This is a genomic window from Lysobacter koreensis (genome assembly GCF_042677045.1).
GTDB classification, from domain to species: Bacteria; Pseudomonadota; Gammaproteobacteria; order Xanthomonadales; family Xanthomonadaceae; genus Lysobacter_K; species Lysobacter_K koreensis.
This window is the reverse complement of record NZ_JBHTIH010000007.1, coordinates 268,381-291,866: the sequence shown is the minus strand read 5'-3', so window position 1 is coordinate 291,866 and position 23,486 is coordinate 268,381. Positions and strand designations below refer to the sequence as shown.

Here is a 23,486-nt window from a genome sequence, read left to right as displayed (position 1 = left end):
CGCATATCGCTGGCTTGAATCCACTGCGAGGTGCGTGTGTCCGGTCCCAGCCAAGTCAAGGATGTCGAAATCCCGCTCATGGAGTTGGGTGGGCGCGATGCGCTGGTCGATTTCCTCGCCTCGGGCGTGCGTCCCGCGTCGGAGTGGAAGATCGGCACCGAGCACGAGAAGTTCGGTTTCCGCACCGACGACCTGCGGCCGCCGACCTTCGACGGCGAGCGCGGCATCGAGGCCCTGCTCAAGGGCCTGACCCAGTTCGGCTGGGCACCGGTGGAAGAACACCTGCCCGGACAACCGGACCGGGTGATCGCACTGACCCGCGACGACGCCTCGGTATCGCTGGAGCCGGCCGGCCAGCTGGAACTGTCGGGCGCGCCGCTGGCGACGCTGCACGACACCTGCTGCGAGGCGGCCAAGCACCTCAAGGAAGTGCGCGCGGTGGCCGAGCCGATGGGCCTGGGTTTCCTCGGCATGGGCTTCCAGCCCAAGTGGCGCCGCGACGAGATGCCGTGGATGCCCAAGGGCCGCTACAAGATCATGCGCGAGTACATGCCCAAGGTCGGCGACCTCGGCCTGGACATGATGACCCGCACGTCCACGGTGCAGGTCAACCTCGACGTGGCGTCGGAAGCGGACATGGTGCAGAAGTTCCGCGTGTCGCTGGCCCTGCAGCCGATCGCGACCGCGCTGTTCGCCGACTCGCCGTTCACGCAAGGCCAGCCGAACGGCTACCTGAGCTACCGCTCGCACATCTGGACCGACACCGACGCCGACCGCACCGGCCTGCTCGATTTCGTGTTCGAGGACGGCTTCGGCTACGAGCGCTACACCGACTACCTGCTCGACGTGCCGATGTACTTCGTCTACCGCGACGGCCAGTACATCGACGCGTCCGGCCAGTCGTTCCGCGACTACATGGAAGGCCGGCTGCCGGCGTACCCGCAGCAGCGGCCGACGATGAAGGACTGGGCCGACCACATGACCACCGCGTTCCCCGAGGTGCGGCTGAAGAAGTACCTGGAGATGCGCGGCGCCGACTCCGGTCCGTGGAACCGCATCTGCGCGTTGTCGGCGTTCTGGGTCGGGCTGCTGTACGACCAGACCGCGCTGGATGCGGCCTGGGACCTGGTCAAGGATTTCTCGCTGGCCGAACGCCACGCGCTGCGCGATGGCGTGCCGCGCCAGGCGTTCAAGCTACCGTTCCGCAATGGCACCGTGCTCGACCTGTCGCGGCGCGCGCTGGAGATCTCTGCGCACGGCCTGGCGCGTCGCGCCAAGCTCAACCAGAACGGCGCCGACGAATCGATCTACCTGGCGCCGCTGCTGGAGTTCGTCGAGGCCGGCATCACCCCGGCCGAACGCAAACTCGAGCTGTTCCATGGCGCCTGGGGCGGCAACATCGATCCGGTGTTCACGGAGTACGCGTACTAGGTGCACCCGCCGGTAGGCTGGGTTGGCTTCATCAACCCAGAGACGTGTACGACGAGGTGCCGGGTTGCTGGAGCCAACCCAGCCTACGGGTCTTGTCCGTTCAGAACCGCGACGCTGTCAGCTCCACATCCGCCCACTGCCACGCCTGGTCGAAACGCCGCTCGCTCTCGGCGGCCGCGTCGGCCTGCTTGAGCCGGGCTTGCGCGCGCGCCAGGCCGTGCAGCGACCAGCCGTTGTCGGGGTACTTGGCCAGGTCCTGCGCGTACACCGCCGCCGCTTCCTTCGGGCGCTTGGCATCGAGCAAGGCCGCGCCCAGGTACGGCCGCACCGGCAGCGGCCAGTCGGGCGGCTCGTTGTAGGGCAGGCGGTCCTCGGCGGCGACCGCGGCGCGCAGCGCGGCCAGCCCGGGCTGGCGCTGGCCGCGCGCGAGCGCCAGTTCGCCGCGCAGCATCGCTACCGCCACCTCGAGCACGTCGTCGGCGTGGGCGGCGGCGCTCAGCAGCACCTCGTGCAACGCCGGTTCCTTTGCGATCGCTTCCAGCGCATGCAGTTCCTGCTGGGCCGCGCGCAACGCCGCCGCGCCCGCCTTGCCTTTGCCCTGGCCGTGGCGCACCTGCGCCATGCCGCGCGCGAAATGCCAGATGCCGCGCGGATAAGGCAACGCGGCGGGCGGTTCGTCCGCCGCCAGCACCGAGTCCCATTGCCCGAAGCGGACCTGCGCGAACAGCGGCGCGACCAGGTACTGCTGCATGAACGGCAGCGCGTCCAGCTGCGCCGGATCGGCGCGCCTGGCGGTCTGCTGCGCCGCCTCGATCGCCAATGTGCGCGAGCCGTGCAGCGCCGCCGACATCGCCGCGAAGTGCCAGTTGTGTGGCACGTAGCCCAGCGGGTAGACGCCGTTACTGCCGCGGCATACGGCCAGGAACGCGGCGTCGGCGCTGCTGGCGGCCAGGTTGCTGAGGGTGGCGTCGTGGTAGCGGCCGGTGCGGATGTAGACATGCGCCGGCATGTGCACCAGGTGGCCGGAGCCGGGCGCGAGGGCAGCGAGTCTGTCCGCGTGGACTTCCGCGCGCTGCGGGGTCTTCGAGGCCTCGACCGCATGGATGTAATAGTGGGCCGCGCCGATGTGGTTGGGATTGCGCTGCAGCACGCGTTCCAGCGTGGCGACGATGCGTTCGGTGTACTCGGTCGGCTCGCCGTCGGCGGTCCAGTACGCCCACGGCGACAGGTCCATCAGCGCTTCGGCGTACAGCACGGCGACGTCGTCGTCGTCGGGAAATTGCTCCGCGACCTGCGCCATCGCCTGCGCGTAAGCCAGGTCCTGCGGCCGGCGGTCTTCCGGCGCGGGCGTGGTGTAGCGCTTGCCCAGCGCCTCGATCAGCGCGCGGTCGACCGCGCGCACGCGCGCCGCCTGCAGCTTGGCGCGGGTCATCAGCGCGGTCGCGTCGGCCGCCTGCTCCGGGTCCATCGGCATGTTGATGTTGGGGCCGAGCACCAGCGCCTGGCCCCACGCGCACATCGCGCAGCTGGGGTCGAGCCGCTCGCCTTCCGAGAACGCGCGTCGCGCCGCGTCGTGGTTGAAGCCATACGCCAGGCGCAGGCCCTGGTCGAAGTAGCGCTGCGCCTGCGGCACGCGGGTGTCGATGTCGCGGTGCAGGGCGCCGAAGGTGTCGAACAGCGGTGGCGCGATCGTCGCCCGCTCGTCGCGGGTGGCACGGCCTTCGCATGCGGCCAGCGCGAGCAGCAGCACGGCGGGCAGGAGCGGCGCGCGGGAGAACAGCGGTCGGGGCAGCGGCATGGCAATCACCGGGCAGGCAAGCGGCACCAGAAGGAAAAACGCGGCGCCCGGCGCGGCGCGGACATCGCCAAGGGCGCCACCAAGGACGTCACGCGACCGCGCCGCGACTACTGCGGCCCACCGCGGCGCGGTAGGCTCGTGGCTCATGAACGCTCGCACCGAACCGTCCGAGGAACCGTTGCGCGTCGTCGAGTTCGCCCCCACCGACGCGCTGTTGCGCGACGACGTGAAGACGCTCGGCATGCTGGTCGGCGAGATCCTCGCCGAGCAGTGCGGGCCGGCGTTCCTGGCCCAGGTCGAACGCCTGCGCCGGACCGCGGTCGTGCGCCGCGAGACCGGCGCGCCGGTGGGCGAACTCGCACGCGCGCTGGCCGGCATCGAGTTGGAGCAGGCGAACGACCTGGTGCGCGCGTTCGCGACCTATTTCCAGGCGGTCAACCTGGCCGAGCGCGTGCACCGCATCCGCCGCCGCCGCGACCACGAGCGCAGCGGCGCCGGCGCGCAGCCGGGCAGCCTGCGCGAGGTGCTCGCCGGCTTGGCGCGCGAGGGCGTCGGCATCGACGAGCTGGCCGCGCTGCTGCCGCGGCTGCGCATCGAGCCGGTGTTCACCGCGCACCCGACCGAGGCGGTGCGGCGCGCGCTGCTGGAGAAGGAGCGGCAGATCGTCGGCTGCCTGGTCGCCGATATCGACCGCGGGCGCACGCCGGCCGAGCGCCGCGCCGACCGCGAGCGCGTGCGCCTGGCGCTGACCGCGAGCTGGCAGACCGCGCAGGCGCCCGCCGAAAAACCCAGCGTCGCCGACGAGTTCGAGCACGTCGGCTTCTACCTGTCCGACGTGCTGTACCGGGTGCTGCCGGTGTTCCACGAGATGTTCGAGGACGCGTTGCGCGACGCGTTCGGCGGTGCCGGCGGCCCCAGCGACCCCAGCGACCCCAGCGACCCCAGCGACCCCAGCGACATGCCCGCGCTGCCGCCGGTGCTCGGCTTCGGCACCTGGGTCGGCGGCGACATGGATGGCAACCCCAATGTCGGCGCCGACACCGTCGCCGCGACCCTGGCCGGGCAGCGCGCGCTGGTGCTGGCCGCGTACCGGCGCGACCTCGCCGCGCTGGGCGAACTGCTGAGCCAGTCGCTGACCCGGGTGCGGGTGTCCGACGCGCTGCTGGCGCGCATCGACGACTACCGCGCGCTGTTGCCGCAGGCCGCGCCCAAGCTGCGCCCGCGCCACGCCGACATGCCGTACCGCAACCTGCTCACGCTGATGGTCGAGCGGCTGTGGGCGAGCGCGCACGACGAGCCGCAGGCCTACCCCGACGCGGCCGAGTTCCTCGCCGACATCGCGTTGATCGAGGACAGCCTGCACGCGCACGGCGGCGAACACGCCGGCGGCTTCGCGGTACGGCGCCTGCGGCGGCGCGCGCAGTGCTTCGGCTTCCACCTGGCCAGCCTCGACCTGCGCCAGGATTCGGCCGCGCACGACGCCGCGCTTGCGGCCTTGCTGGCCGATCCGGAGTGGAGCGGTCGCAGCGTGGCCGCGCGCGTCGCCCGCCTGCATGCGCTGCTCGCCGGCAACGATACGGAGGTCGCGCCCGATGCCGCTGCCGCGCGGTCGACGCTGGACGTGTTCCGCACCGTCGCGCGCCTGCGCCCGCGTTACGGCGCGCGCGCGTTCGGGCCGTACATCGTCAGCATGAGTCGCAGCGCCGCCGATGCGCTGGCGGTGCTGGCGCTGGCGCGGCTGGCCGGTTGCGTCGACGGCGACGGCGGGGTGCCGCTGGACGTCGCGCCGCTGTTCGAGACCGTCGCCGACCTCGACGCCGCCGCCGACACCCTGCGCGCGCTGTTCGCCGACCCGCTCTACCGCGCCCACCTGACCGCGCGCGGCGACCGCCAGGTGGTGATGCTCGGCTACTCCGACAGCGCCAAGGACGGCGGCATCGTCGCCTCGCGCTGGGCCTTGCAGCAGACCCAGATCGCGTTGACCGCGCTGGCCCGCGACAGCGGCGTGCAGATCGCGTTCTTCCACGGCCGCGGCGGCTCGATCAGCCGCGGTGGCGGCAAGACCGAGCGCGCGGTGATCGCCGCGCCGCGCGGTTCGGTCGACGGTTTTCTGCGCCTGACCGAGCAGGGCGAAGTGATCCACCGCAAGTACGGCATCCGCGCGCTGGCGCTGCGCACGCTGGAGCAGACCACCGGCGCGGTGCTGCGCGCGACCCTGCGACCGCGGCCACCGGAACCGCGCGAGACCGCGTGGCGCACGATCGCGGCCGAGCTGGCGCGTGATGCGCGCGCCCACTACCGCGCGCTGGTGCACGACGATGCCGACTTCCCCGCGTACTTCCGCGCGGCCACCCCGATCGATGTGATCGAGCGGCTGCGGATCGGCTCGCGCCCGAGCAAGCGCGCCGGCAGCGGTGGTATCGATTCCCTGCGCGCGATTCCGTGGGTGTTCGCGTGGTCGCAGAACCGCGCCGGCCTGACCGCGTGGTACGGCGTCGGCACCGCGCTCGAGCGCGCGTTAGCCACGCACGGCCGCGACGCGCTCGCCGAGATGGCGCGCGACTGGCCGTTCTTCACCACCTTGGTCGACGACGTCGAGATGGTGCTGGCCAAGTCCGACCTCGCTATCTTCGCGTGCTACTCGCAGTTGGCCGCCGGGCTGGCACACGGCGACCTGCATGCGCAGTTCTACTCGGGGCTTGCCGCCGAGTTCGCGCGCACGCGCGCGGCGGTGCTGGCGATCAAGGGCATTGATGAACTGCTGGCCGGCGACCACCGCCTGCGCCAGTCGATCCGCCTTCGCAATCCTTACGTCGACCCGATCAGCCTGCTCCAGGTCGACCTGCTCGCGCGCTGGCGCGCCGGCGGCTGCGCCGACGATGCGCTGTTGCAGGCGCTGGTGGCGACGGTGAACGGCATCGCCGCCGGCGTGCAGAACACTGGGTGAGAGCCTGCGCTTGGCGAGCATCGCTCGCCGCAGGCACGAACGCCCAGCCATGGATGGCTGGGCCGGGCGATCCGAAGGCGATGGTGTTGCGCCATGGACGGCGACCGCGATGGTGTCGTGATGTGGGTGGTGCGTCGATCCGCTCGCGGCTGGAGCAGCTCCTACGAAATGCGCGCGCGCCGCCCCGAACCCGCTCGCTATCATGCCCACTTCGTTCCCCCGGAGCCCCGCCATGAAATCCCGCGCCGCCGTCGCCTTCGCTGCCGGCCAGCCGTTGCAGGTGGTCGAGATCGATGTCGCCCCGCCGCGCGCCGGCGAGGTGCTGGTGCGCATCACCGCCAGCGGCGTCTGCCACACCGATGCGTTCACGCTCAGCGGCGACGATCCCGAAGGCCTGTTCCCGGCGGTGCTCGGCCACGAAGGCGGCGGCATCGTGGTGGAAGTGGGCGCGGGCGTCACCAGCGTCAAGCCCGGCGACCACGTGATCCCGCTGTACACGGCCGAATGCCGCCAGTGCAAATTCTGTCTGTCGGGCAAGACCAACCTGTGCCAGGCGGTGCGCGCGACTCAGGGCCGCGGGTTGATGCCCGACGGCAGTTCGCGCTTCAGCTACAACGGCCAGCCGATCCACCACTACATGGGCTGCAGCACGTTCAGCGAGTACACGGTCGTGCCCGAGGTCTCGCTGGCGGTGATCAACCCCGCAGCAAAGCTGGAGAAGGTCTGCCTGCTCGGCTGCGGCGTCACCACCGGCATCGGCGCCGTGCACAACACCGCCAAGGTGCAAGCCGGCGACAGCGTCGCGGTGTTCGGGCTGGGCGGGATTGGTTTGGCGGTGATCCAGGGCGCGGTGCAGGCCAGGGCCGGGCGAATCGTCGCGATCGACACCAACCCGGGCAAGTTCGAACTCGCGCGCTCGATGGGCGCGACCGATTGCCTCAACCCGGCCGACTACGACAAGCCCATCCAGGACGTGGTGGTCGAGCTCACCGACGGCGGCGTCGACTTCAGCTTCGAGTGCATCGGCAACGTCCACGTCATGCGCGCGGCGCTAGAGTGCTGCCACAAGGGCTGGGGCGAGAGCGTCATCATCGGGGTCGCCGGCGCCGGCCAGGAGATCAGCACGCGCCCGTTCCAGCTGGTGACCGGGCGCGTCTGGCGGGGTTCGGCGTTCGGCGGCGTCAAGGGCCGCACGCAGCTGCCGGGCATGGTCGAGCAGGCGATGCGCGGCGAGATCGACCTGGACCCGTTCATCACCCACGAGCTGCCGCTGGAGCGCATCAACGAGGCGTTCGCTCTCATGCACGAAGGCAAGTCGATCCGCACCGTGATCCGGTTCTGAGGCGTCGCCGGCATGCAACGCCTCGAATCCCACGCCTGCTTCGGCGGCCGCCAAGAAGTCTGGAGCCACCCGTCGACCACGCTGCGCTGCGACATGCGCTTCGGCGTGTACCTGCCGCCGCAGGCGGAGCAGCAGGCGTGCCCGGTGCTGTACTGGCTGTCCGGCCTGACCTGCAGCGAGCAGAACTTCATCGCCAAGGCCGGCGCGCAGCGTTACGCCGCGCATCACGGCCTGATCCTGGTCGCGCCCGACACCAGCCCGCGCGGCGAGGGCGTCGCCGATGCCGAAGGCTACGACCTGGGCCTGGGGGCAGGCTTCTACGTCAACGCGACGCAGGCGCCGTGGTCATCCCATTACCGCATGTACGACTACGTGGTCGACGAACTGCCGGCGCTGGTCGACGCGCACTTCCCGTCCAGCACCGCGCGCGCGATCAGCGGCCATTCGATGGGCGGCCACGGCGCGCTGGTGGTCGCGTTGCGCAACCCCGGTCGCTATCGCAGCGTGTCGGCGTTCGCGCCGATCGTCGCGCCGTCGCAGGTGCCGTGGGGCGAGAAGGCGTTTTCCGCCTACCTCGGCGCCGATCGCGCGGCGTGGCAGGCCTGGGACGCGAGCGAGCTGGTGTCCAGCGCAGCGGAAAAACTGCCGCTGCTGGTCGACCAGGGCGAGGACGATGAGTTCCTCGCCAGCCAGCTGCAACCCGAGCGCCTGCAGGCCGCCTGCACCGCCGCCGGGCATCCGCTGCGGCTGCGCCTGCAGCCGGGTTACGACCACAGCTACTACTTCATCGCCAGCTTCATCGGCGAGCACCTGGCCCACCACGCGCGTGCCTTGAAAGGCTGACTCCAGCCGCCTCCGCACTGCTGCTGATCCGGGCAGGCCCGGATCTACAACGGCAGCGCGAAGTCGGTGTAGGCGAAGCGGCCGTCGCGCAGCACGCTCTCGCCACGCGCGATCGCCAGCGGCCGCGCGAACATCGGGCCGTCGGACACCAGGGTGTGGAATTCGCCGTTCTCGCCACAGGGATCGCAGGCGGGGGGCAACTCCGACAGCAGCGTCGCATCGAACGCGCGCCCGCTGAATTGCGCCCCCAGCTGCTCGCTATCGACGCAGCACAGGTGGGCGCGCAGGCCGCCGTCGATCATCACCCGCGCCAGCGCCGCGGTGTCGGCGCCGAACAGCGGCGTCTCGATCTTCCATCCCAGGCGCGTGCACAGCGCCTCGCGCCAGGCCCGCACGTCGGCGAGGAACAGATCGCCGAACGCGATCGTGCGCAGCCCCGGCCAGAGCTGGTGGGCGGTGTCGAGCGCCGCGGCGAACGCGGCCTCGTAGACCGCGTTGTCGCATTGCGGCGGGATGCTGGCCTCGACCAGCGGCAGGCCGACGGCGTCGGCCTGCGCGTGCAGCACGTCGCGGCGAATGCCGTGCATCGCCACGCGCTCGTAGCCGGAGGTCAAGGTCGTGAGCAGCCCGACCACGCGCACCTCGGCGCGCTGGCGCAGGGCCTGCAGGGTCCACGCGGCGTCCTTGCCGCCGCTCCACGACAGCAGCACTTGGGTGGGTGGAGTCGGCACGGGATCGCTCGCGGGAACGGGTGCCCAGTATCGACCGCCTGGTATCGGCTGGCGCGCAAATGAAAACCGCGATGGCCGTGACTGACACGGGCATCGCGGCAAGGCGGCGATTGCGCCGCTAGTGACCCACCTCTACACCCGGGCCGCGCAGGTCCTGGTGGACGTCGGTACCGGTAGCAACGGCACCTGGGGCCGGCTCAGGCCGCCGTCACGTCGCGCAGTTCCCAGTGGCTGCCGGCCAGCAGCCGCAGGCGCTGCTTGAGCACCGTGCCGGGGATGGTCGAGGTCACCACCAGGTCGATGTGCAGGTCGTCCTGCTCGCCGTGGACGACCGCGTTGGGGTCGGTGGCCGCGAGCGAGCGGTCGACCTCGTCCGGCTCGGGCTGCTTGCCGCGCCAGCGTTCGAACAGCGCGTCGCTGCGCAATGCGTCCTGCAGTTCGGCGGCAAACCCCGGCCCGCTCTGCGCGGTGAACGACAGGGCGGGGTCGGTGCCGCGCGCACGCGCGCCGTCGGGCAGGCTGATGTAGTACCGGGTCGCCATCGTGGTGTCTCGTCAGGGAACTGGAACCAGCGTAGGACGCCGATCATGGGCCCGCCGTGAACGCCGCGCCCGGTTGCATTCCCCTGGGCGCGGCCTGCCTGGTCAGGGCCAGCCTGGTCAGGGCGAGCCGCGGCGGTTCAATCGAGGTGAACGTGGGCGCCGTGGCCTTTCGGACAGTGGCAGACCGCGGTCGGGCCGTACTCCAGCCCGAACGTCTGGCCGGCGCGGTGGCGTTGCCAGTAGAAGTTCGGCGCCTTCTCGGCGCGGTGGCCGACCTCGGCCATGTCGGCGTCGACGTCGAACAGGCGGCCGTCGACCATCACGTAGCGGGTGTCGATGGTCGCGCGGATGTTCTCCAGCGGATTGGCATTGAGCACCACCAGGTCGGCCTGCTTGCCGACCTCGAGCGACCCCAGTTGCCTGCCCAGCCCGAGCAGGTCGGCGCCGTCGAAGGTCGCCGCGCGCAGCGCCTCGAAGTTGCTGAAGCCGCCCTGCACCAGCGACCAGGTTTCCCAGTTCGGCGACAGCCCCTGCAGCTGGCCGTGGCCACCGACCTGGATCCTGACCCCCGCGTCGCGCAGCTGCTTGACCGCCTTGGCGACCTGCACGTGGTAGTAGTCCCAGTCCGGCGCGCTCTCGCGGCGGATGCTGCGCGCATCGAGCGTCTCGCGCGGGAAGAAACGGTTGAGCTTCTTGTCCTCCCAGACGTTGTCCTTGGCGTACCACCAGTACTCGCCGGACAGGCCGCCGTAGCTGACCACCAGGGTCGGCGTGTTGCGCACGTCGGTCTGCGACCAGAGGCCGATTACGTCCTTGTACAGCGGCGCGACCGGGATGTTGTGCTCGATGCTGGTGACGCCGTCGAGGATCATGGTCATGTTGTGCTGGAAGGTGCTGCCGCCTTCCTCGACCACCAGCATGCCCAGCTCGCGCGCGGCGGTGTTGATCTGCTGGCGCTGATCGCGGCGCGGCTGGTTGTAGCTCTTGACCGAGAACGCGCCGTTGGCCTGCATCCGGCGCAGGTGGCTGCGGGCGTCGTCGAGCGAGTTGACCACCGCCTTGAAGTCGCCGTCGGCGCCGTACAGGATCGTGCCGGTCGAGAACACGCGCGGGCCGACCATCTTCCCGGCCTTCTGCAGCTCGGCCTCGGAGAACACGAACTCGGTCGTGGCCGACGGGTCGTGCATGGTGGTCACGCCGAACGCGAGGTTGGTGTAGTACGCCCAGTTCTGCTGCGGGACCACGCCCTGGCCGAAGTGCGCGGCGTGCGCGTGCGCGTCGACATAGCCGGGCACGATGGTCTTGCCGCGCGCGTCGATCACGCGCGCGCCAGCCGGCACCGAAACCGAGCCCGCCGCGCCGACCGCCTCGATCACGTCGCCGCGCACCACCAGGGTGCCGTCCTCGATCACTTCCTCGGTGTTCTCGGCGTCGCGCATGGTGACGATGCGGGCGTGGGTGAACGCGACCAGTTCGTTCGACTTGTCGACCGGCACCGTCAGCCCGACCTGGATGCCGCCGCCAGTGGGGGGCTTGGGCAACTCCTTCGGTGCGCCGGGCAGGAACGCGAAGCTCTGGTTGAGGTCACGCGAGTAGTACCGGTCGCCGACCATCCAGTTCAGCGACTTCGAGTCGGCGCCCCAGTGGAAGTAGCTGCCGACGTCGGCGCTGACCTGGGTCACCGGCAGCGCCTTGCTGTCCTTCGACAATTCGATCGCCGCGCCGGTGGTGACCAGCGGCGCCACGTAGGCGTTGAACAATTCGGTGAACGCGACCCACTTGCCGTCGGGCGAGACGCTGACCGCATCGACGTACTTGAGGTCGAACACCTCGCGCGGCTCCTCGCCGTGCAGGCCGACCGACATCAGCTTCTTCTTGAGGCCGCCGCCGGTGAGGTAGTAGACGCGCTGGCCGTCGGCGCTGAACTGCGGCGCGTCGCCCTCGGTCGCCACGCGCAGCGGCTTGCCGCCACTGGCCGGCATCACGTAGATGCCCTTGTCGCCCGACCACATCGCGCCGGTCAAGCTGCCGCCGCCGCTCTTGGAATAGACGATGCGGGTGCCGTCCGGCGAGAAGCGCGGTCCGTAATAGAACCCCTTCTCCTGGGTCAGGCGCTTGCCCATGCCGCCGCCGCTGGCGTCACGCACGTAGATCGCGCCGAGCGCCGCGTCCGACCAGGTCGTGTACAGCAGCTTGCGGCCGTCGGCACTGAAGCTGGGCTGGTACTCGTACAGGCCCTCGTTGCCGGTCAGGCGCTCGGGCTTGCCGTCGGGCAGGCGCTTGCGCCACAGCTGGCCGACCGCATGGAACACCAGGGTGTTGCCATCGGCCGAGGTCGCGACGTCGCGGATCATCTTCGGCGCGAACGTGCCTTCGTCGAGCTTCTGCTCGAAGCGCAGCGGCGCGGTGACGGTCTGTTCGACGCGGGCGCTGAACGGGATGTTCGCGGTTTTGCCGCTGGCCATGTCGACGCGCCACAGCTTGCCCTGCGCCCACAGCACCACCGATCGGGAATCCGGGGTCCAGTCGAAGTTCGGGTACGGGCCGAAGATCGCCCACGCCTCCTGCTGGTCGTGCGAGAGGCCGTCCCATACCGGGCGCACCGCGCCGCTGGCGAGGTCGAGCACGTGCAGCACCGACTTCTCGCGCACGCGCTTCACGAACGCGAGCGACTTGCCGTCCGGCGAAGGCTGCGGCCGCACCGCGCCGCCGGGCGTGGCGATCAGCGTCTCGGCCTTGCCGGTCTGGCGGTCGAGGCGCTTGATCGCGTAGATCACGTCGTGCGGGTTCTTGTTGTACTGGAACGTCGGCCCGTCGCTGACGTCCTCGGAGAAGTACACGTAGCGGCCGTCGGGCGAGACCGCGGGTTCGCCGAGGTCCTGCTGGTCGTTCTTCTGCTTGGTCAGCTGCACGCCGCCGCTGCCGGTCTCGCCGCCGCCGACGTGGTACAGCCACAGCTCGCCGGCGCCGAGCGAGCGCTCGCCGGTGAAGTGCTTGCGGCCGACCAGGAACTGGCCGTCCGGCGTCCACGCCGGGTTGTTGAGCAGGCGGAAGTCTTCGCGGGTGACCTGGGTCGCGTTGCTGCCGTCGGCGCTCATGCCCTGCACCGGCACGCGCCACAGGTTGTTGCCGCCGCCGCGGTCGGAGGTGAAGGCCAGCTCGCGGCCGTCGGGCGAGAAGCGCGGCTGCACGTCCCAGGCCGGGCCGCCGCTGACGCGGATCGCCTTGCCGCCGCCGATCGGCAGGCGGTACAGGTCGCCGAGCAGCGAGAACGCCAGCTCGCGGCCATCGGGCGAGACGTCGACGTCCATCCAGGTGCCTTCGTCGGTGTCGAAGCGCACTGCCTTGGTCTCGCCGTGAGCGGCGCTGACGTCCCACTTCGGCTTCTCGTCGTCGGCCGCGCCCGGCTTGGCCTTGCCCTTGGCGGTCTGCGGCGATGCCTGCGCCGGGTCGGTGCCGGCCGGGTCGAGCGCGTCCTGCTCCAGTTGCACCGGCGGCGTGTCGCCCTCGGCGGCGTCCTTGGTCTGTGGTGCCGGTTGCGGCACAGGCTGCGGCGCCGGTGGCGGCGGATCTTCCGCGAAGGCGGCCGCGCCGATATCGAAGGAAAGCGCGCTGGCAAGCGCGAGGACGAGCAAACGGCGGGTCGGGATCATCGATGGGCTGCGCAGGCGGACAAAGTCCTGCAGCCTAACCCGCGGCCATGGGCGCGGCTGTAGGCGGAAAGTCCTGTGTGCCGAGTCGGGCGGGAGCCCCGCATCGCTGGCCTTTCCCTTTGCAACAGGGGGATTGAGGGGTATTTGCTCTCAGCTCACGCGTCGAACTTCGCCGTCTCCGCGGCAAACCCGACCGACAGCGCGCCCTTGCCGACGTTGACCATGCCGGTCAGGCTCATCACGCTTTCGAACAGCTCGATGTTGTTGGCGCTGCAGGCCAGGCGCAGATTCTCGTAGCCGGGCAGGCTACGCATCTCGGCCAGTGCGCCGCCATAGCTCAGGCACACGGTCGGGGTCATCAGCCCCGACTCGACGCGCTTGACGGTGAACTCGAACAGCTTCTGCACGGCCAGGTCGAAGCCCTTGATCTTGGCCGCCGGCGAGGTCTCGCCGCGGTTGCAGTGCAGCACCGGCTTGATGTCGAGCGCGCTGCCCAGCGCGGCGCTGAGCAGGCTCACGCTGCGGTCGCCCTTGGTGCGCGCGCGGTTGCGCAGGTAGTACAGGTCGCGCGGCACCAGGTAGCCCTGGGTGTACAGCGCCAGGTTTTCCAGCCGCGCGCGGATCTTCGGCGCGCCTTCGCCGGCCGCGCGCAGGCGCACGGCTTCGACCGCGGTGATGCCCTGCGCCCCGAACAGGTTCTGGGTATCGACCACGCGCAAGGCGAACGGCGTGTCGTGGCCGGCGGCGGCGCGCACCGGGCGGTAGTCGTTGAGGATCGCGAAGCTGGCCTGCATCGCGTTGTCGTGGATCGGGCTGCGCGAGCTGGTGATGGTCATGCAGAACACGTAGTCGTAATCGATGACGAGCTTCTGCAGGAACAGGTCCTGGATCTGCTGCACCGTGAACGGCATCGTCTCCGCTTCCGCGCCGCGCTGCGCGATGTAGGTGTCGAGGAAATGCAGCGTGGCCTGCTCGTCGCGGTGGTCGGCCAGCACGGCCTCGCCGATGCGCACGGTGATCGGCAACACGGTGATCTCGTGGCGCTGCAGGTACTCCAGCGGCAGGTCGCAGGCGGAGTCGACGACGAGTCCAATGCGCATAGGTGATTTCCCGGTTAAGCGTGCGTGCGGTCACAAAAGTGTCGCAAGAATAGCGCCATCGGCGGGCGCAGTCTGCCCGCCGGCTAGCACGGCCACGCGCCCGGGCGCCTACCCGCGTCGGGCGGTTCCCACCGGCAACGCGGACACGGCCTGCATCTGCGGATCGGCCAGCACCGCCGGGTCGCGCCACGCGGCGAGCGCAAACTCGTGGGCGTCGTTGCCCCAGAACAGCTGCCCGTCGAATGCCAGCGTCGGCACCCCATACACGCCGGCGGCGAGCGCGGCGTCGGTGTTGGCGCGCAACGCGGCCTTGCTGTCGTCGCTGGTGATCGCGTCCATTGCGACGCCCAGTCGCGCCGCTACCGCCGCCAGCGCGTCGGCACTGTCGCCGGCCTGCCCGCGCGCCCAGATCCACTCGAAGATCGCATCCACCGCCGCGGGGGTGCTGCCGGCGGCGACGCACAGGCGCAGCGCCGCGATCGGGTTGAACGGATGCGCGGGCGGGAACAGCAGCGGCACGCCTTCGCGGCGCGACTGCCACAGCACGTGGCGGTAGGTGAACTCGCGCTTGCCGGGGATCTCCGCCGGGCCCTTCTGCCCGCGCGCGGCGAGGATCGCGGCGAACACGATCGGCACCGGCGTCACCGCGATGCCCGCATCGCCGTCTTTCAGCTTCTGCCACTGCAGGTACGAGAACGGCGAGATGAAATCGAAATACCAGGAAGGAGAGGTGTCAGCCATGGTCGAATCGGTTCCAAAGGGTGGTGGAAGGGTCACCGCCTTCTACGGGTGCCACTGCAAGCGACCAAGATCGACGCACCACTCGACGGCGCGCCGCGCAACGAGCGTCAGTGCCACGCCCCCAGGATCAACCCGTACAGGCTGAACTGCGCGATGTGGTAGCCGCTGTCGATCATCCACAGCTTGAGGCTGCGCTGCGCGAACGCGTAGTTGATGCCGAAGCTCATCGCCACGAAGAACAGCCCGACCACGAAGCCAGCGCCGAAGCCGTCGGCCGCGCTCGCCTTCGGCCCGAGGAACACGCCGAAGATCAACGCCGACAACAGGCTGCACAGGAACGCGATCGCGAAGATCCGCGCCGGGTGCGGCGGCGCCGACGCCGGGTCAATCCCGGCCTCGCGGCACCACGCGTTCTTGAACAGCGGCCCGTACCACAGCCCGCCGAGCACGAACGCGGAGACGGCCGCGGCGATCACCGCCAGCCAGTTGAGGTCGATCGGGGGCATGGTCATGGGCTGCTCCGGGTTGGAATAAGAGATCGGGGTCGGACCGTCAGTCGCCGCCGACACGGCGAAACTCAGCCTCCGGTACCTTCGTGGCGCGCCGCTTCGCTTGGCGCGAAGCTGGACATCATCGGCGTGGCTCAGGCCGGTCCGTCCGGCGCCGCGCCAGCATACGGCCGCCACGGCCCGCACGGGCCGTGGCGATATCGACTGAACCAAGCCGAGCCGCGAAGTGGCTTCGGCTTGAACGAACTGTCAGGCCATCGCCCGGCGCGTGATCAACCAGCCGACCGCCGAACCCGCCAGGCCGCCGTAGAGCACGCCCTGGGAAAAGCGAAAGCCGCCGTAGTAGGCGACTGCAGCTCCGGCGCCGGCACCGACGAGCGAAAACCAGGCGACGCGGCGCTTGCGCGCAAGCTGCGCAGACTCCGCCGCTCGTTTGCGCCGAATCTCCTCCTGGACGCGCAGATCCGGCTCCATGACGGCATGAGCGATGGCGTCTGCTTGGGTCTTTTCCATATTCGCGTGAACCTGTGTATGCGGCCTGACGCTCAGCGTGCGTCCGCGGCCGGGGTTGCCTGGCTGGTGTCCGTGCCCGGGAATGCCTGCCGTGTATCCGTACCCGGATACGCGCGCGGCAGCCCACCCAGCTCGGCCGGTACCGCGCCGCGCAGGTAGCGGTCGCGCAGTTCGGTCTGGCGGCTGCGCATCGTGATCGCGCGGCCGTCGAGCCACACCTGCAACGCGACCGAATTGACCTCGAGCGGATCGCCGCTCCACAGCACCAGGTCGGCGCGCTGGCCCGGCGCGATGCGGCCGAGTTCGCCGGCGACGCCGAACGCCTCGGCCGGCACCGTGGTCAGGCCCGCCAGTCCGTCGGCCCACGGCAGGCCCGCGGCGACTGCGTTGCCGGCCAGCTGGCGCACCTTGCGCGCATTGTGCGAGCCATCGCCGGCCTGGCTGAAGGCCACCGCCACGCCGGCCGCGCGCAGCCGCGCGGCGTTCTCCATGGTCGCGCCGAGTTCGTCGAAGTCGGCCGGCAGGTTCGCCAACGGATCGACGAACACCGGCACCTTGGCCGCCGCCAGTTGCGGCGCCAGCTTCCAGGCCTCGGCGCCGCCGGCGATCGCAATGCGCACCTGGTGGCGCGCCGACCAGCGCAGCAGCTGGCGGATGTCGGCGGCGCGGTTGACCGAGACCACCACGCGCCCACCGCCGCCGATGTAGCGCGCCAGCGTCGCGCGTCCGGCCGGGGTCAGCAGCGCGGCGTTGGCGTCGGCCGGGATGCGCCCGCGCACCTCGTCGATCAGCTGGTCGAGGATCATCCACTGCGCCGCGCGCGAGTTGCCGGTCAGCCCCGACGCATCGCCGCCGAGCTTCACGAACAGCACCCGCGGTCCGATCGGATCCGGGCCGCCGTCCAGCCGCACCGCGCCGCCTTGTCCTGCGACGATCGAGCCGCCGCTGGCGGTGCCGGCGCCGAGCAGCGTCCAGCCGATGCCCTCGACGCGCGCGACCGGGATCAGGATCGACTCGGGGTTGTAGGCCAGGGTCACGTCGAACTCGGGCCGCACCGTCATTTCCTTCTGCTCGGCGCCGAGCGCGAGCGTCTCGTCGACCGTGGACTTCTCGCCCGAGACCTCCTCCAGTCCGATCTGGGTGATGCCGCCGAACAGCGTCGGCGTCAGCGGCCGGCCCTGCGCGTCGACCACCTGCGCATTCGCCGGTGCCACCAGGCCCGTGCCGACCGCGCGCACCTTGCCGCCGCTGACCAGCACGTCGGCGTTCTGCAAGCTGCCCTGCGCGCCGGCGGTGTGCACGGTGGCGTTGCGGATCAGCAGGTCTTGGGCGCTCGCGCCGAACGTCGCGAAGGCCAGCGCCGCGCCGAGCAAGGTGGCGGCGACCGCCCCCTTGCCCGTCATCCCCGCGAAGGCGGGGATCCAGTGACGTTGCCCTTGCCCCTGCTGTTGTCCCCTCCCTTGCGCGTAGCGCAGGGGAGGGTTGGGGAGGGGTGCTGTTGCATTCGTCGTTGTTGACGTCACGAAAGTCCCTGGATGTTCGGCTCCGCCGAAGTAAGGCGCGAGCCCGCCTTCGCGGGAATGACGAGCAATAGCGATAGCGACGAACCCGCGCCGGCTCACAGCGCACCCCCGATCACGCTCTGCCCGAGCATGAAATCCGATTTCGGTTGCCGGCTCGTATCGCCACGGTCGTACACGCGCGCGCCGTCGACGTAGACCTGCTCGGCCTTCGCGTACACGCTGAACGGGTTGCCGTTCCAGAGCACCACGTCGGCCATCTTGCCGGCCTCCAGGGTGCCGGTCTGGTCGTCGATGCCGAGCGACTTGGCCGCGTTCTGGGTCAGCCAGCGGATCGCGCGTTCCGGCGCGATCTCCATCCCGGCCAGCTTGGCGTGCGCGATCACCTTCGCCGCCTCCTGGTTCAGGCGCTGGATGCCTTCGGGCGAATCCGAATGCACGATCGCGCAGCTGTTCGCGGGGCGGTCGACGATCGCGATGTTCTCCTGGATGCCGTCGAACGCCTCCATCTTGAAGCCCCACCAGTCGGCCCACAGCGCGCCGCACACGCCCTCGGCGGCAAGCCGGTCGGCGAGCTTGTACGCCTCCACGCCGTGGTGGAACGCGGCGACCTTGAAGCCGAATTCCTTGGCCAGGTCGAGCATCGTCGCCATCTCGTCGGCGCGGTAGCAGTGGATGTGCACCTGGATCTCGCCGCTGATCGCGCCGGCCAGGGTGTCGAGCTTGAGGTCGCGCTTGCCGCCGGTGTCCTTTTCGCTGTCGACCGCGTCGGTGTCGCCCTGCCACCAGCGGCGCTTCTTGGTCGATTCCTCTTTCTTGCCGTTTTTCTTCAGGTACTCGCTGGCGTCGATGAACGCCGCGCGGTAACCGGCGACGTTGCCCATGCGCGTCGCCGGGCCGGCCTTCTGGCCGTAGACGCGCTTGGGGTTCTCGCCGCAAGCCATCTTCAGGCCCCACGGCGCGCCGGGGAACTTCATCGCCTGGTAGGTCGTGGCCGGCACGTTCTTGAGCGTCACGCCGCGGCCGCCGACCAGGTTGGCCGAACCGGGCAGCACCTGCAGCGAGGTGATGCCGCCGGCGAGCGCTTTCGCGAAGCCCGGATCCTGCGGCCACACCGAGTGCTCGGCCCAGACGTTCGCGGTGACCGCGCCGGTGGCCTCGTTGCCGTCGCTGTGCGCGCTGACGCCGGGGCTGGGGTACACGCCCAGGTGCGAGTGCACGTCGATGATGCCCGGCGTCACCCACTTGCCGCTGCCGTCGACGCGGGTGGCATCGGCCGGCGCATCGAGCGCGGTGCCGACCGCGACCACCTTGCCATCGCGTAGCAGCACGTCGGCGCCGTCGAGGCGCTCGCCGGTCCCGGTCAGCACCGTGGCGTTGTGGATCAGCACCGGCGGCGCGGCGATCGCGCGGTAGGTGCTCGCATAGGGGTCCTGCATGAAGCGCGACGGCTTGGCGGATTTATCCGACGTCTCGGCCGGCGCGGCCACGGCGGCGCCGCACAGCGCGGTGGCCAACGCCGCGGCCAGCGCGGCGGGTGCAAATCGAAGCATGTTGGGTCCCCTGGGATGGCGCGACGCCCACGCGGCGGCAGCCCGGGCACCCTAGCCCGCGCCGGCGCGCCCTGCCAAGCCTGACGATGGTCATGCGCGATGACACAATGCGCAAAACACACAAGATGAACGGGGCGAACGCCCGCGCAGGAGGATCGTGAGATGAAAGACAAGGAACAGATCGTCGGCAACTGGCTGCCGCGCTACACCGGGGTGCCGCTCGACCGGTTCGGCGAACACATCCTGCTGACCAACTTCGGCGGCTACCTGCACACGTTCGCGCGCCTGACCGGCGCCGAAGTGGTCGGCCTCGACCGGCCGATGCCGAGCGCGACCAGCGACGGCATCACCATGATCAACTTCGGCATGGGCAGCCCGAACGCGGCGACGATGATGGACCTGCTCAGCGCGACCATGCCCAACGCGGTGCTGTTCCTGGGCAAGTGCGGCGGCCTCAAGCGCAAGAACCAGCTCGGCGACCTGATCCTACCGATCGCCGCGATCCGCGGCGAGGGCACCTCCAACGACTACATGCCGCCGGAAGTCCCGGCGCTACCGGCGTTCGCGCTGCAGCGCGCGGTCTCGACCATGATCCGCGACCTCGGCCACGACTACTGGACCGGCACGGTGTTCACCACCAACCGCCGCGTCTGGGAGCACGACGAGGTGTTCAAGGAGTACCTGCGCAAGCTGCGCTGCATGGCGATCGACATGGAGACGGCGACGATCTTCGCCGCCGGCTTCGCCAACCGCATCCCGTGCGGGGCGCTATTGCTGGTGTCGGACCAGCCCATGATCCCGGAGGGGATCAAGACCGAGGCGTCGGACCTGCGCGTCAGCAGCGAGTTCGTGGACCGGCATATCCAGATCGGGATCGAGGCGTTGAAGTTGATCCGACGGGGTGGGAAGTCGGTGCGGCATTTGCGGTTTGATGAGTGAGGTTTTCCGTCGCGTGATCCGCATCACCGCAAGAAAATCAAAAGCGGCTTCGGTTGAACGAACCGTTAGATGACAGCCTCCACGAAAGTTGGTCGCTGATGTGCCAGATAGGCTTCGAATGACATCATGACTTGGCTAAGTTGCGGTGCATTAAGAAGCCGAAGTTTACTGGTGTTGATCTCGTCGGCGGCTGCAGGCCATAGCCCCGTTAGCCCGGGATAGGTCAGGTCGGTGTCCAAGACGAATCCATCTACCCTCGCTGCTAACACGTGGAAAAGGAATCGGCCAAGAATGAATGTTGTTGTCTGCACATTGCGCTGAAGGCCATCTAGGAGGGTCGGGCTTGGCGTTTTTCCGAAAGCGATCGTCGCGGAGTGCCTGTACAGCCACGTCACCGAGCCAGTCGAGTGCGCGCCGATGTAAAGCCGGAAATAGTCAGGTATCAATCGATCGTTATAGAACGCATGTCGATCTATGAATGGGGTTGACACCAGCTTCGGATCGGAGTGCTCACACACCATTGCCTTCAGGCATACCCAATTTGCGAGATCGCGCTGCTTCTCTCGGTCAAGGCTTAGCTCCACGTCGTGGATTCCAGCGAGAAGGATGGGCTTTACAGCACTCTCAATCTGGCTCATCCAACCGTTGTTGCATGACTCGCAAACAACCCGGAACTTCTTTGTAATTAGGTGGCCTTGTCGTCGCGATCTTGCGGTCAATACTTTTGGCGAGTAGCCCCGCTGAGTAAGCGTTGTTGCGGTGTTATGAACTCCGTCAGTGGCAATGAAATCTCCGAGCCAGTCAGGGTAGAAGTGCTCCTTGGACTTGTTGCCTTGACGCCCGCAAAAAATACAAGGCTTCTGATGTCTCACGTGCGAGGCGCCTTATGCTGTTACCTGACGCTGGACACACCCGGAAGTAGGGTGCGGTGCGGGATTGAGATGGTTCGACACGCAAGTCAACAGTACTCATATGGCGCAGGGCCGTAGGATGGGTTGAGCGAAAGCGATACCCATCACGAGAGTGGATCAGCCTCGGTAGACAAGCAAGATCAAGAGCTTTCGCACGCTGCGCGCGCGAGTCACTTTTGTCTTGGCAAAAGTAACCAAAACCGCCTGCGCCGGACGCTCGCCGGAGACGATGAAGCTGTCTCCGGTCCCCTCCGCTCCTCGAGCAAAGGGTACGGCGCCCAAACTCGCTTCGCTCAGACAAGGGCGCCTTTTCCCCCTTTGCCCTCCGGTGCTCGGCGAGCTCTACGGCACGGGTAGGGCGAAGAGCTTCAGATCAACAGCAACACAACAGCAACAGCAACGTCCCTGGATCCCCGCCTTCGCGGGGATGACGGGCAACAGCTGGGACAACAGTCTGGAGGCTGGGTTGGCTCCATCAACCCAGCACGCTCGGAGCTAAAAGGTCCGCCGTCGGACCCCAAAGGCTCGACGCCTGGAGCTCTACGGGTCCGGCGCTGGACCCCAGAGGCTCTACGCTCCGCAAAAGCCGCCCCCGGCCGCGGGATCGCAGCGCCTGAGACCTCCGCGCGGCACACTGGCGCCCATAGAGACATAGAGGGGAAACCGGTCATGGAACAGGCCATCTATCTGCTCGCCGGCGCGGCGCTGACCTGGGCGTTCTACTTCGTCCAGCGCAAGGTCGAGCGGCGCAAGACGGGCGAGGCGATCGAGCGCCACCAGCAGCTGCTCGCGCTCAAGCAGGGGCTGGAAGGCGCCAACATCAGCCTCGACGAGCTGCGCCGCTTCGAAAGCCGGCTGATCGGCAAGGCCGAGACCGCGGTGCGCATCGCCGACCGCTACGTGACCCAGGCCGAGGAAGTCGCGCGCCACACCGGGGTCGAGGCGCTCAGCCACGACGACATGAACCAGACCGCGATCGCCGAGTTCCAACGCGTCGACGCGCGCCTGGACGGGCTGGTCGCGCACCTGCGGCGCCAGCTCGACGGCGACAGCCTGGCCACGTTCGAGGGCGCGCACCAGGCCTGGCTGGGCTTCCGCGAACGCTACGCGCGCTTCATCGCGCAGTCGTACTCGTCCGGCTCGATCCGCCCGCTGATCCACGCGGTCACCCTGGAGAGCATCACCGCGGCGTGGATCACCGAGCTGGAAACCCAGCTCGGTGGCGAGGATGTCGATTGGGCGGGCACAGCCGCCTCGCCGTTCGACTGAGGTGCTGCGGGCACAGCCGCCTCGCCGATGCAGATGTGACGCGCGTCGCGGCGTCGCCCTTCGATTGACGCGTCGCCCGCGCCGCGGCTGCTACGGTCGGCGCAAAGACCCAACACGGAGGTGAGCGTGAACGTGACCGCACACGATGTCGTCGAGTTCTGGCGGCAGGCTGGGCCCGGGCACTGGTTCGCCCGCGACGCGGCGTTCGATACCCAATGCGAGTCGCGCTTCCTGCAGCCGCACTACGCCGCCGCGCGCCGCGAGTGCGAGCACTGGATGGACGACGCGCACGGCGCGCTGGCGCTGCTGATCCTGCTCGACCAGATCCCGCGCAACGTGTTTCGCGGCCACGCGCACGCCTACGCCACCGACCCGCTGGCGCGCCACTACGCCGCGCGCGCGGTCGTCGCCGGCTTCGACCGCGAGGTCGAGGCGTCGTTGCGAGTGTTCTTCTACCTGCCGTTCGAGCATTCCGAGGAGCTGGCCGACCAGCGCCGCTCGCTGCAGCTGCACGCCGGCCTGCCCGGCGACAACGCCGACCAGTGGGCGCGGCTGCACCTGGACATCATCGAGCGCTTCGGCCGTTTCCCGCACCGCAACGCGGCGCTGGGGCGGGAGAGCACGGCGGAGGAACAGGCGTTCCTCGACGCGGGCGGGTTTTCGGGGTGAGCGTGGTCGGGCGATGGGTATCGCTGCGCTTAACCCATCCTACGTACCTGACGCAGAATAGGATCCATGAAAACAGCCGACGTAGAAATATCTTTAGCGCTACGTGCAGTTGATCGCATTTCAACGAAGGACATTTCTCGCTTGGCCGAGCATTTTGACGTGGTGGATAAATCAGCCAATGGATGGGGGTGGGTCATTGAAGAAAATGGCTCCCACTCAAGCGTAGACGAAGCGGTGATTGCATTCGTTTCCCGGTTGACCGAGTTTCGCGATCAGATTGCCCAGGCGGATCCAGTGTTCCGCGTTGCCGTCTACAACCCAAACTTCACTTACACCTGTCGTCTCTCATGTGCTGAGCAAATCAGCAGCTTCTCAGCTGTTCTGGAAATCAGCGTCTATCCAACTGAGGATGACTAATTTCTGATTCCACAGATTCGTTACAAGCCGCATCACTTGAGGGCCGGCGCTCTCAAGG

Annotated in this window: 19 protein-coding genes; 8 read left to right on the top strand and 11 right to left on the bottom strand. The window is 69.1% G+C overall.

What is annotated here, in order from left to right; genetic code table 11:
- The first annotated feature begins 36 nt into the window (after positions 1 to 36).
- Positions 37 to 1,431, top strand: a complete 1,395-nt coding sequence (locus ACFQZQ_RS13455; RefSeq protein ID WP_386813421.1) for a glutamate--cysteine ligase — start codon at positions 37 to 39, stop codon at positions 1,429 to 1,431.
- A gap of 100 nt (positions 1,432 to 1,531) precedes the next feature.
- On the opposite strand, the gene ACFQZQ_RS13450 is transcribed toward ACFQZQ_RS13455, so the two are convergent.
- Positions 1,532 to 3,229, bottom strand: coding sequence for a hypothetical protein (locus ACFQZQ_RS13450; RefSeq protein WP_386813420.1), 1,698 nt, complete (start codon positions 3,227 to 3,229; stop codon positions 1,532 to 1,534).
- Between the two features lie 145 nt (positions 3,230 to 3,374).
- Between ACFQZQ_RS13450 and ppc the strand changes: the two genes are divergently transcribed.
- The 3 genes from ppc (at position 3,375) to fghA (ending at position 8,361) form a co-directional block, all read left to right on the top strand.
- Positions 3,375 to 6,176, top strand: a complete 2,802-nt coding sequence (gene ppc / locus ACFQZQ_RS13445; protein ID WP_386813418.1) for a phosphoenolpyruvate carboxylase — start codon at positions 3,375 to 3,377, stop codon at positions 6,174 to 6,176.
- Between the two features lie 232 nt (positions 6,177 to 6,408).
- Positions 6,409 to 7,518, top strand: a complete 1,110-nt coding sequence (locus ACFQZQ_RS13440) for an S-(hydroxymethyl)glutathione dehydrogenase/class III alcohol dehydrogenase (protein WP_386813416.1) — start codon at positions 6,409 to 6,411, stop codon at positions 7,516 to 7,518.
- 12 nt (positions 7,519 to 7,530) lie between these two features.
- Entirely contained in the window at positions 7,531 to 8,361 is an 831-nt protein-coding gene (gene fghA / locus ACFQZQ_RS13435; RefSeq protein ID WP_386813414.1) for an S-formylglutathione hydrolase, read from the top strand.
- Positions 8,362 to 8,405: 44 nt separating this feature from the next.
- Here fghA and ACFQZQ_RS13430 read toward each other — a convergent pair whose 3' ends face one another.
- The 9 genes from ACFQZQ_RS13430 to ACFQZQ_RS13390 all read right to left on the bottom strand — a co-directional run bounded on the left by ACFQZQ_RS13430 (position 8,406) and on the right by ACFQZQ_RS13390 (position 19,223).
- Positions 8,406 to 9,092 (bottom strand): Dph6-related ATP pyrophosphatase, encoded by a 687-nt coding sequence (locus ACFQZQ_RS13430; RefSeq protein WP_386813413.1) that lies wholly within the window; start codon positions 9,090 to 9,092, stop codon positions 8,406 to 8,408.
- Between the two features lie 197 nt (positions 9,093 to 9,289).
- On the bottom strand, positions 9,290 to 9,634 hold the full coding sequence (locus tag ACFQZQ_RS13425) for a hypothetical protein (protein WP_386813411.1): 345 nt from the start codon (positions 9,632 to 9,634) through the stop codon (positions 9,290 to 9,292).
- A 137-nt stretch (positions 9,635 to 9,771) separates the two neighbouring features.
- Entirely contained in the window at positions 9,772 to 13,287 is a 3,516-nt protein-coding gene (locus tag ACFQZQ_RS13420) for an amidohydrolase family protein (protein WP_386813409.1), read from the bottom strand.
- 155 nt (positions 13,288 to 13,442) lie between these two features.
- Positions 13,443 to 14,387 carry a DegV family protein gene (locus tag ACFQZQ_RS13415; RefSeq protein ID WP_386813407.1) on the bottom strand — a complete coding sequence of 315 codons (945 nt, stop codon included), beginning with the start codon at positions 14,385 to 14,387 and terminating at the stop codon, positions 13,443 to 13,445.
- Positions 14,388 to 14,495: 108 nt separating this feature from the next.
- Positions 14,496 to 15,128: a 2-hydroxychromene-2-carboxylate isomerase gene (locus ACFQZQ_RS13410; RefSeq protein WP_386813406.1), complete on the bottom strand. Its 633-nt coding sequence runs from the start codon at positions 15,126 to 15,128 to the stop codon at positions 14,496 to 14,498.
- A gap of 107 nt (positions 15,129 to 15,235) precedes the next feature.
- Positions 15,236 to 15,640, bottom strand: a complete 405-nt coding sequence (locus ACFQZQ_RS13405; protein WP_386813404.1) for a DUF1761 domain-containing protein — start codon at positions 15,638 to 15,640, stop codon at positions 15,236 to 15,238.
- A gap of 246 nt (positions 15,641 to 15,886) precedes the next feature.
- Positions 15,887 to 16,150 carry a hypothetical protein gene (locus ACFQZQ_RS13400; RefSeq protein ID WP_386813402.1) on the bottom strand — a complete coding sequence of 88 codons (264 nt, stop codon included), beginning with the start codon at positions 16,148 to 16,150 and terminating at the stop codon, positions 15,887 to 15,889.
- A 32-nt stretch (positions 16,151 to 16,182) separates the two neighbouring features.
- A complete protein-coding gene (locus ACFQZQ_RS13395) occupies positions 16,183 to 17,553 on the bottom strand; it encodes an amidohydrolase family protein (RefSeq protein ID WP_386813400.1) in 1,371 nt (456 codons plus the stop codon).
- Positions 17,554 to 17,768: 215 nt separating this feature from the next.
- A complete protein-coding gene (locus ACFQZQ_RS13390; RefSeq protein ID WP_386813398.1) occupies positions 17,769 to 19,223 on the bottom strand; it encodes an amidohydrolase in 1,455 nt (484 codons plus the stop codon).
- Between the two features lie 162 nt (positions 19,224 to 19,385).
- Between ACFQZQ_RS13390 and ACFQZQ_RS13385 the strand changes: the two genes are divergently transcribed.
- Positions 19,386 to 20,162, top strand: coding sequence for an AMP nucleosidase (locus ACFQZQ_RS13385; protein WP_386813396.1), 777 nt, complete (start codon positions 19,386 to 19,388; stop codon positions 20,160 to 20,162).
- A gap of 65 nt (positions 20,163 to 20,227) precedes the next feature.
- Here the strand turns inward: ACFQZQ_RS13385 and ACFQZQ_RS13380 are convergent, their stop codons facing one another.
- Positions 20,228 to 20,800 (bottom strand): hypothetical protein, encoded by a 573-nt coding sequence (locus ACFQZQ_RS13380; protein WP_386813394.1) that lies wholly within the window; start codon positions 20,798 to 20,800, stop codon positions 20,228 to 20,230.
- A 942-nt stretch (positions 20,801 to 21,742) separates the two neighbouring features.
- Between ACFQZQ_RS13380 and ACFQZQ_RS13375 the strand changes: the two genes are divergently transcribed.
- From ACFQZQ_RS13375 to ACFQZQ_RS13365, 3 genes are all read left to right on the top strand, one after another.
- Positions 21,743 to 22,342: a lysozyme inhibitor LprI family protein gene (locus tag ACFQZQ_RS13375; protein ID WP_386813393.1), complete on the top strand. Its 600-nt coding sequence runs from the start codon at positions 21,743 to 21,745 to the stop codon at positions 22,340 to 22,342.
- A 126-nt stretch (positions 22,343 to 22,468) separates the two neighbouring features.
- Entirely contained in the window at positions 22,469 to 23,011 is a 543-nt protein-coding gene (locus tag ACFQZQ_RS13370; protein ID WP_386813391.1) for a DUF924 family protein, read from the top strand.
- A 66-nt stretch (positions 23,012 to 23,077) separates the two neighbouring features.
- Complete coding sequence (locus ACFQZQ_RS13365; RefSeq protein WP_386813389.1) at positions 23,078 to 23,428, top strand: hypothetical protein; 351 nt, start codon at positions 23,078 to 23,080, stop codon at positions 23,426 to 23,428.
- Positions 23,429 to 23,486 lie beyond the last annotated feature (58 nt).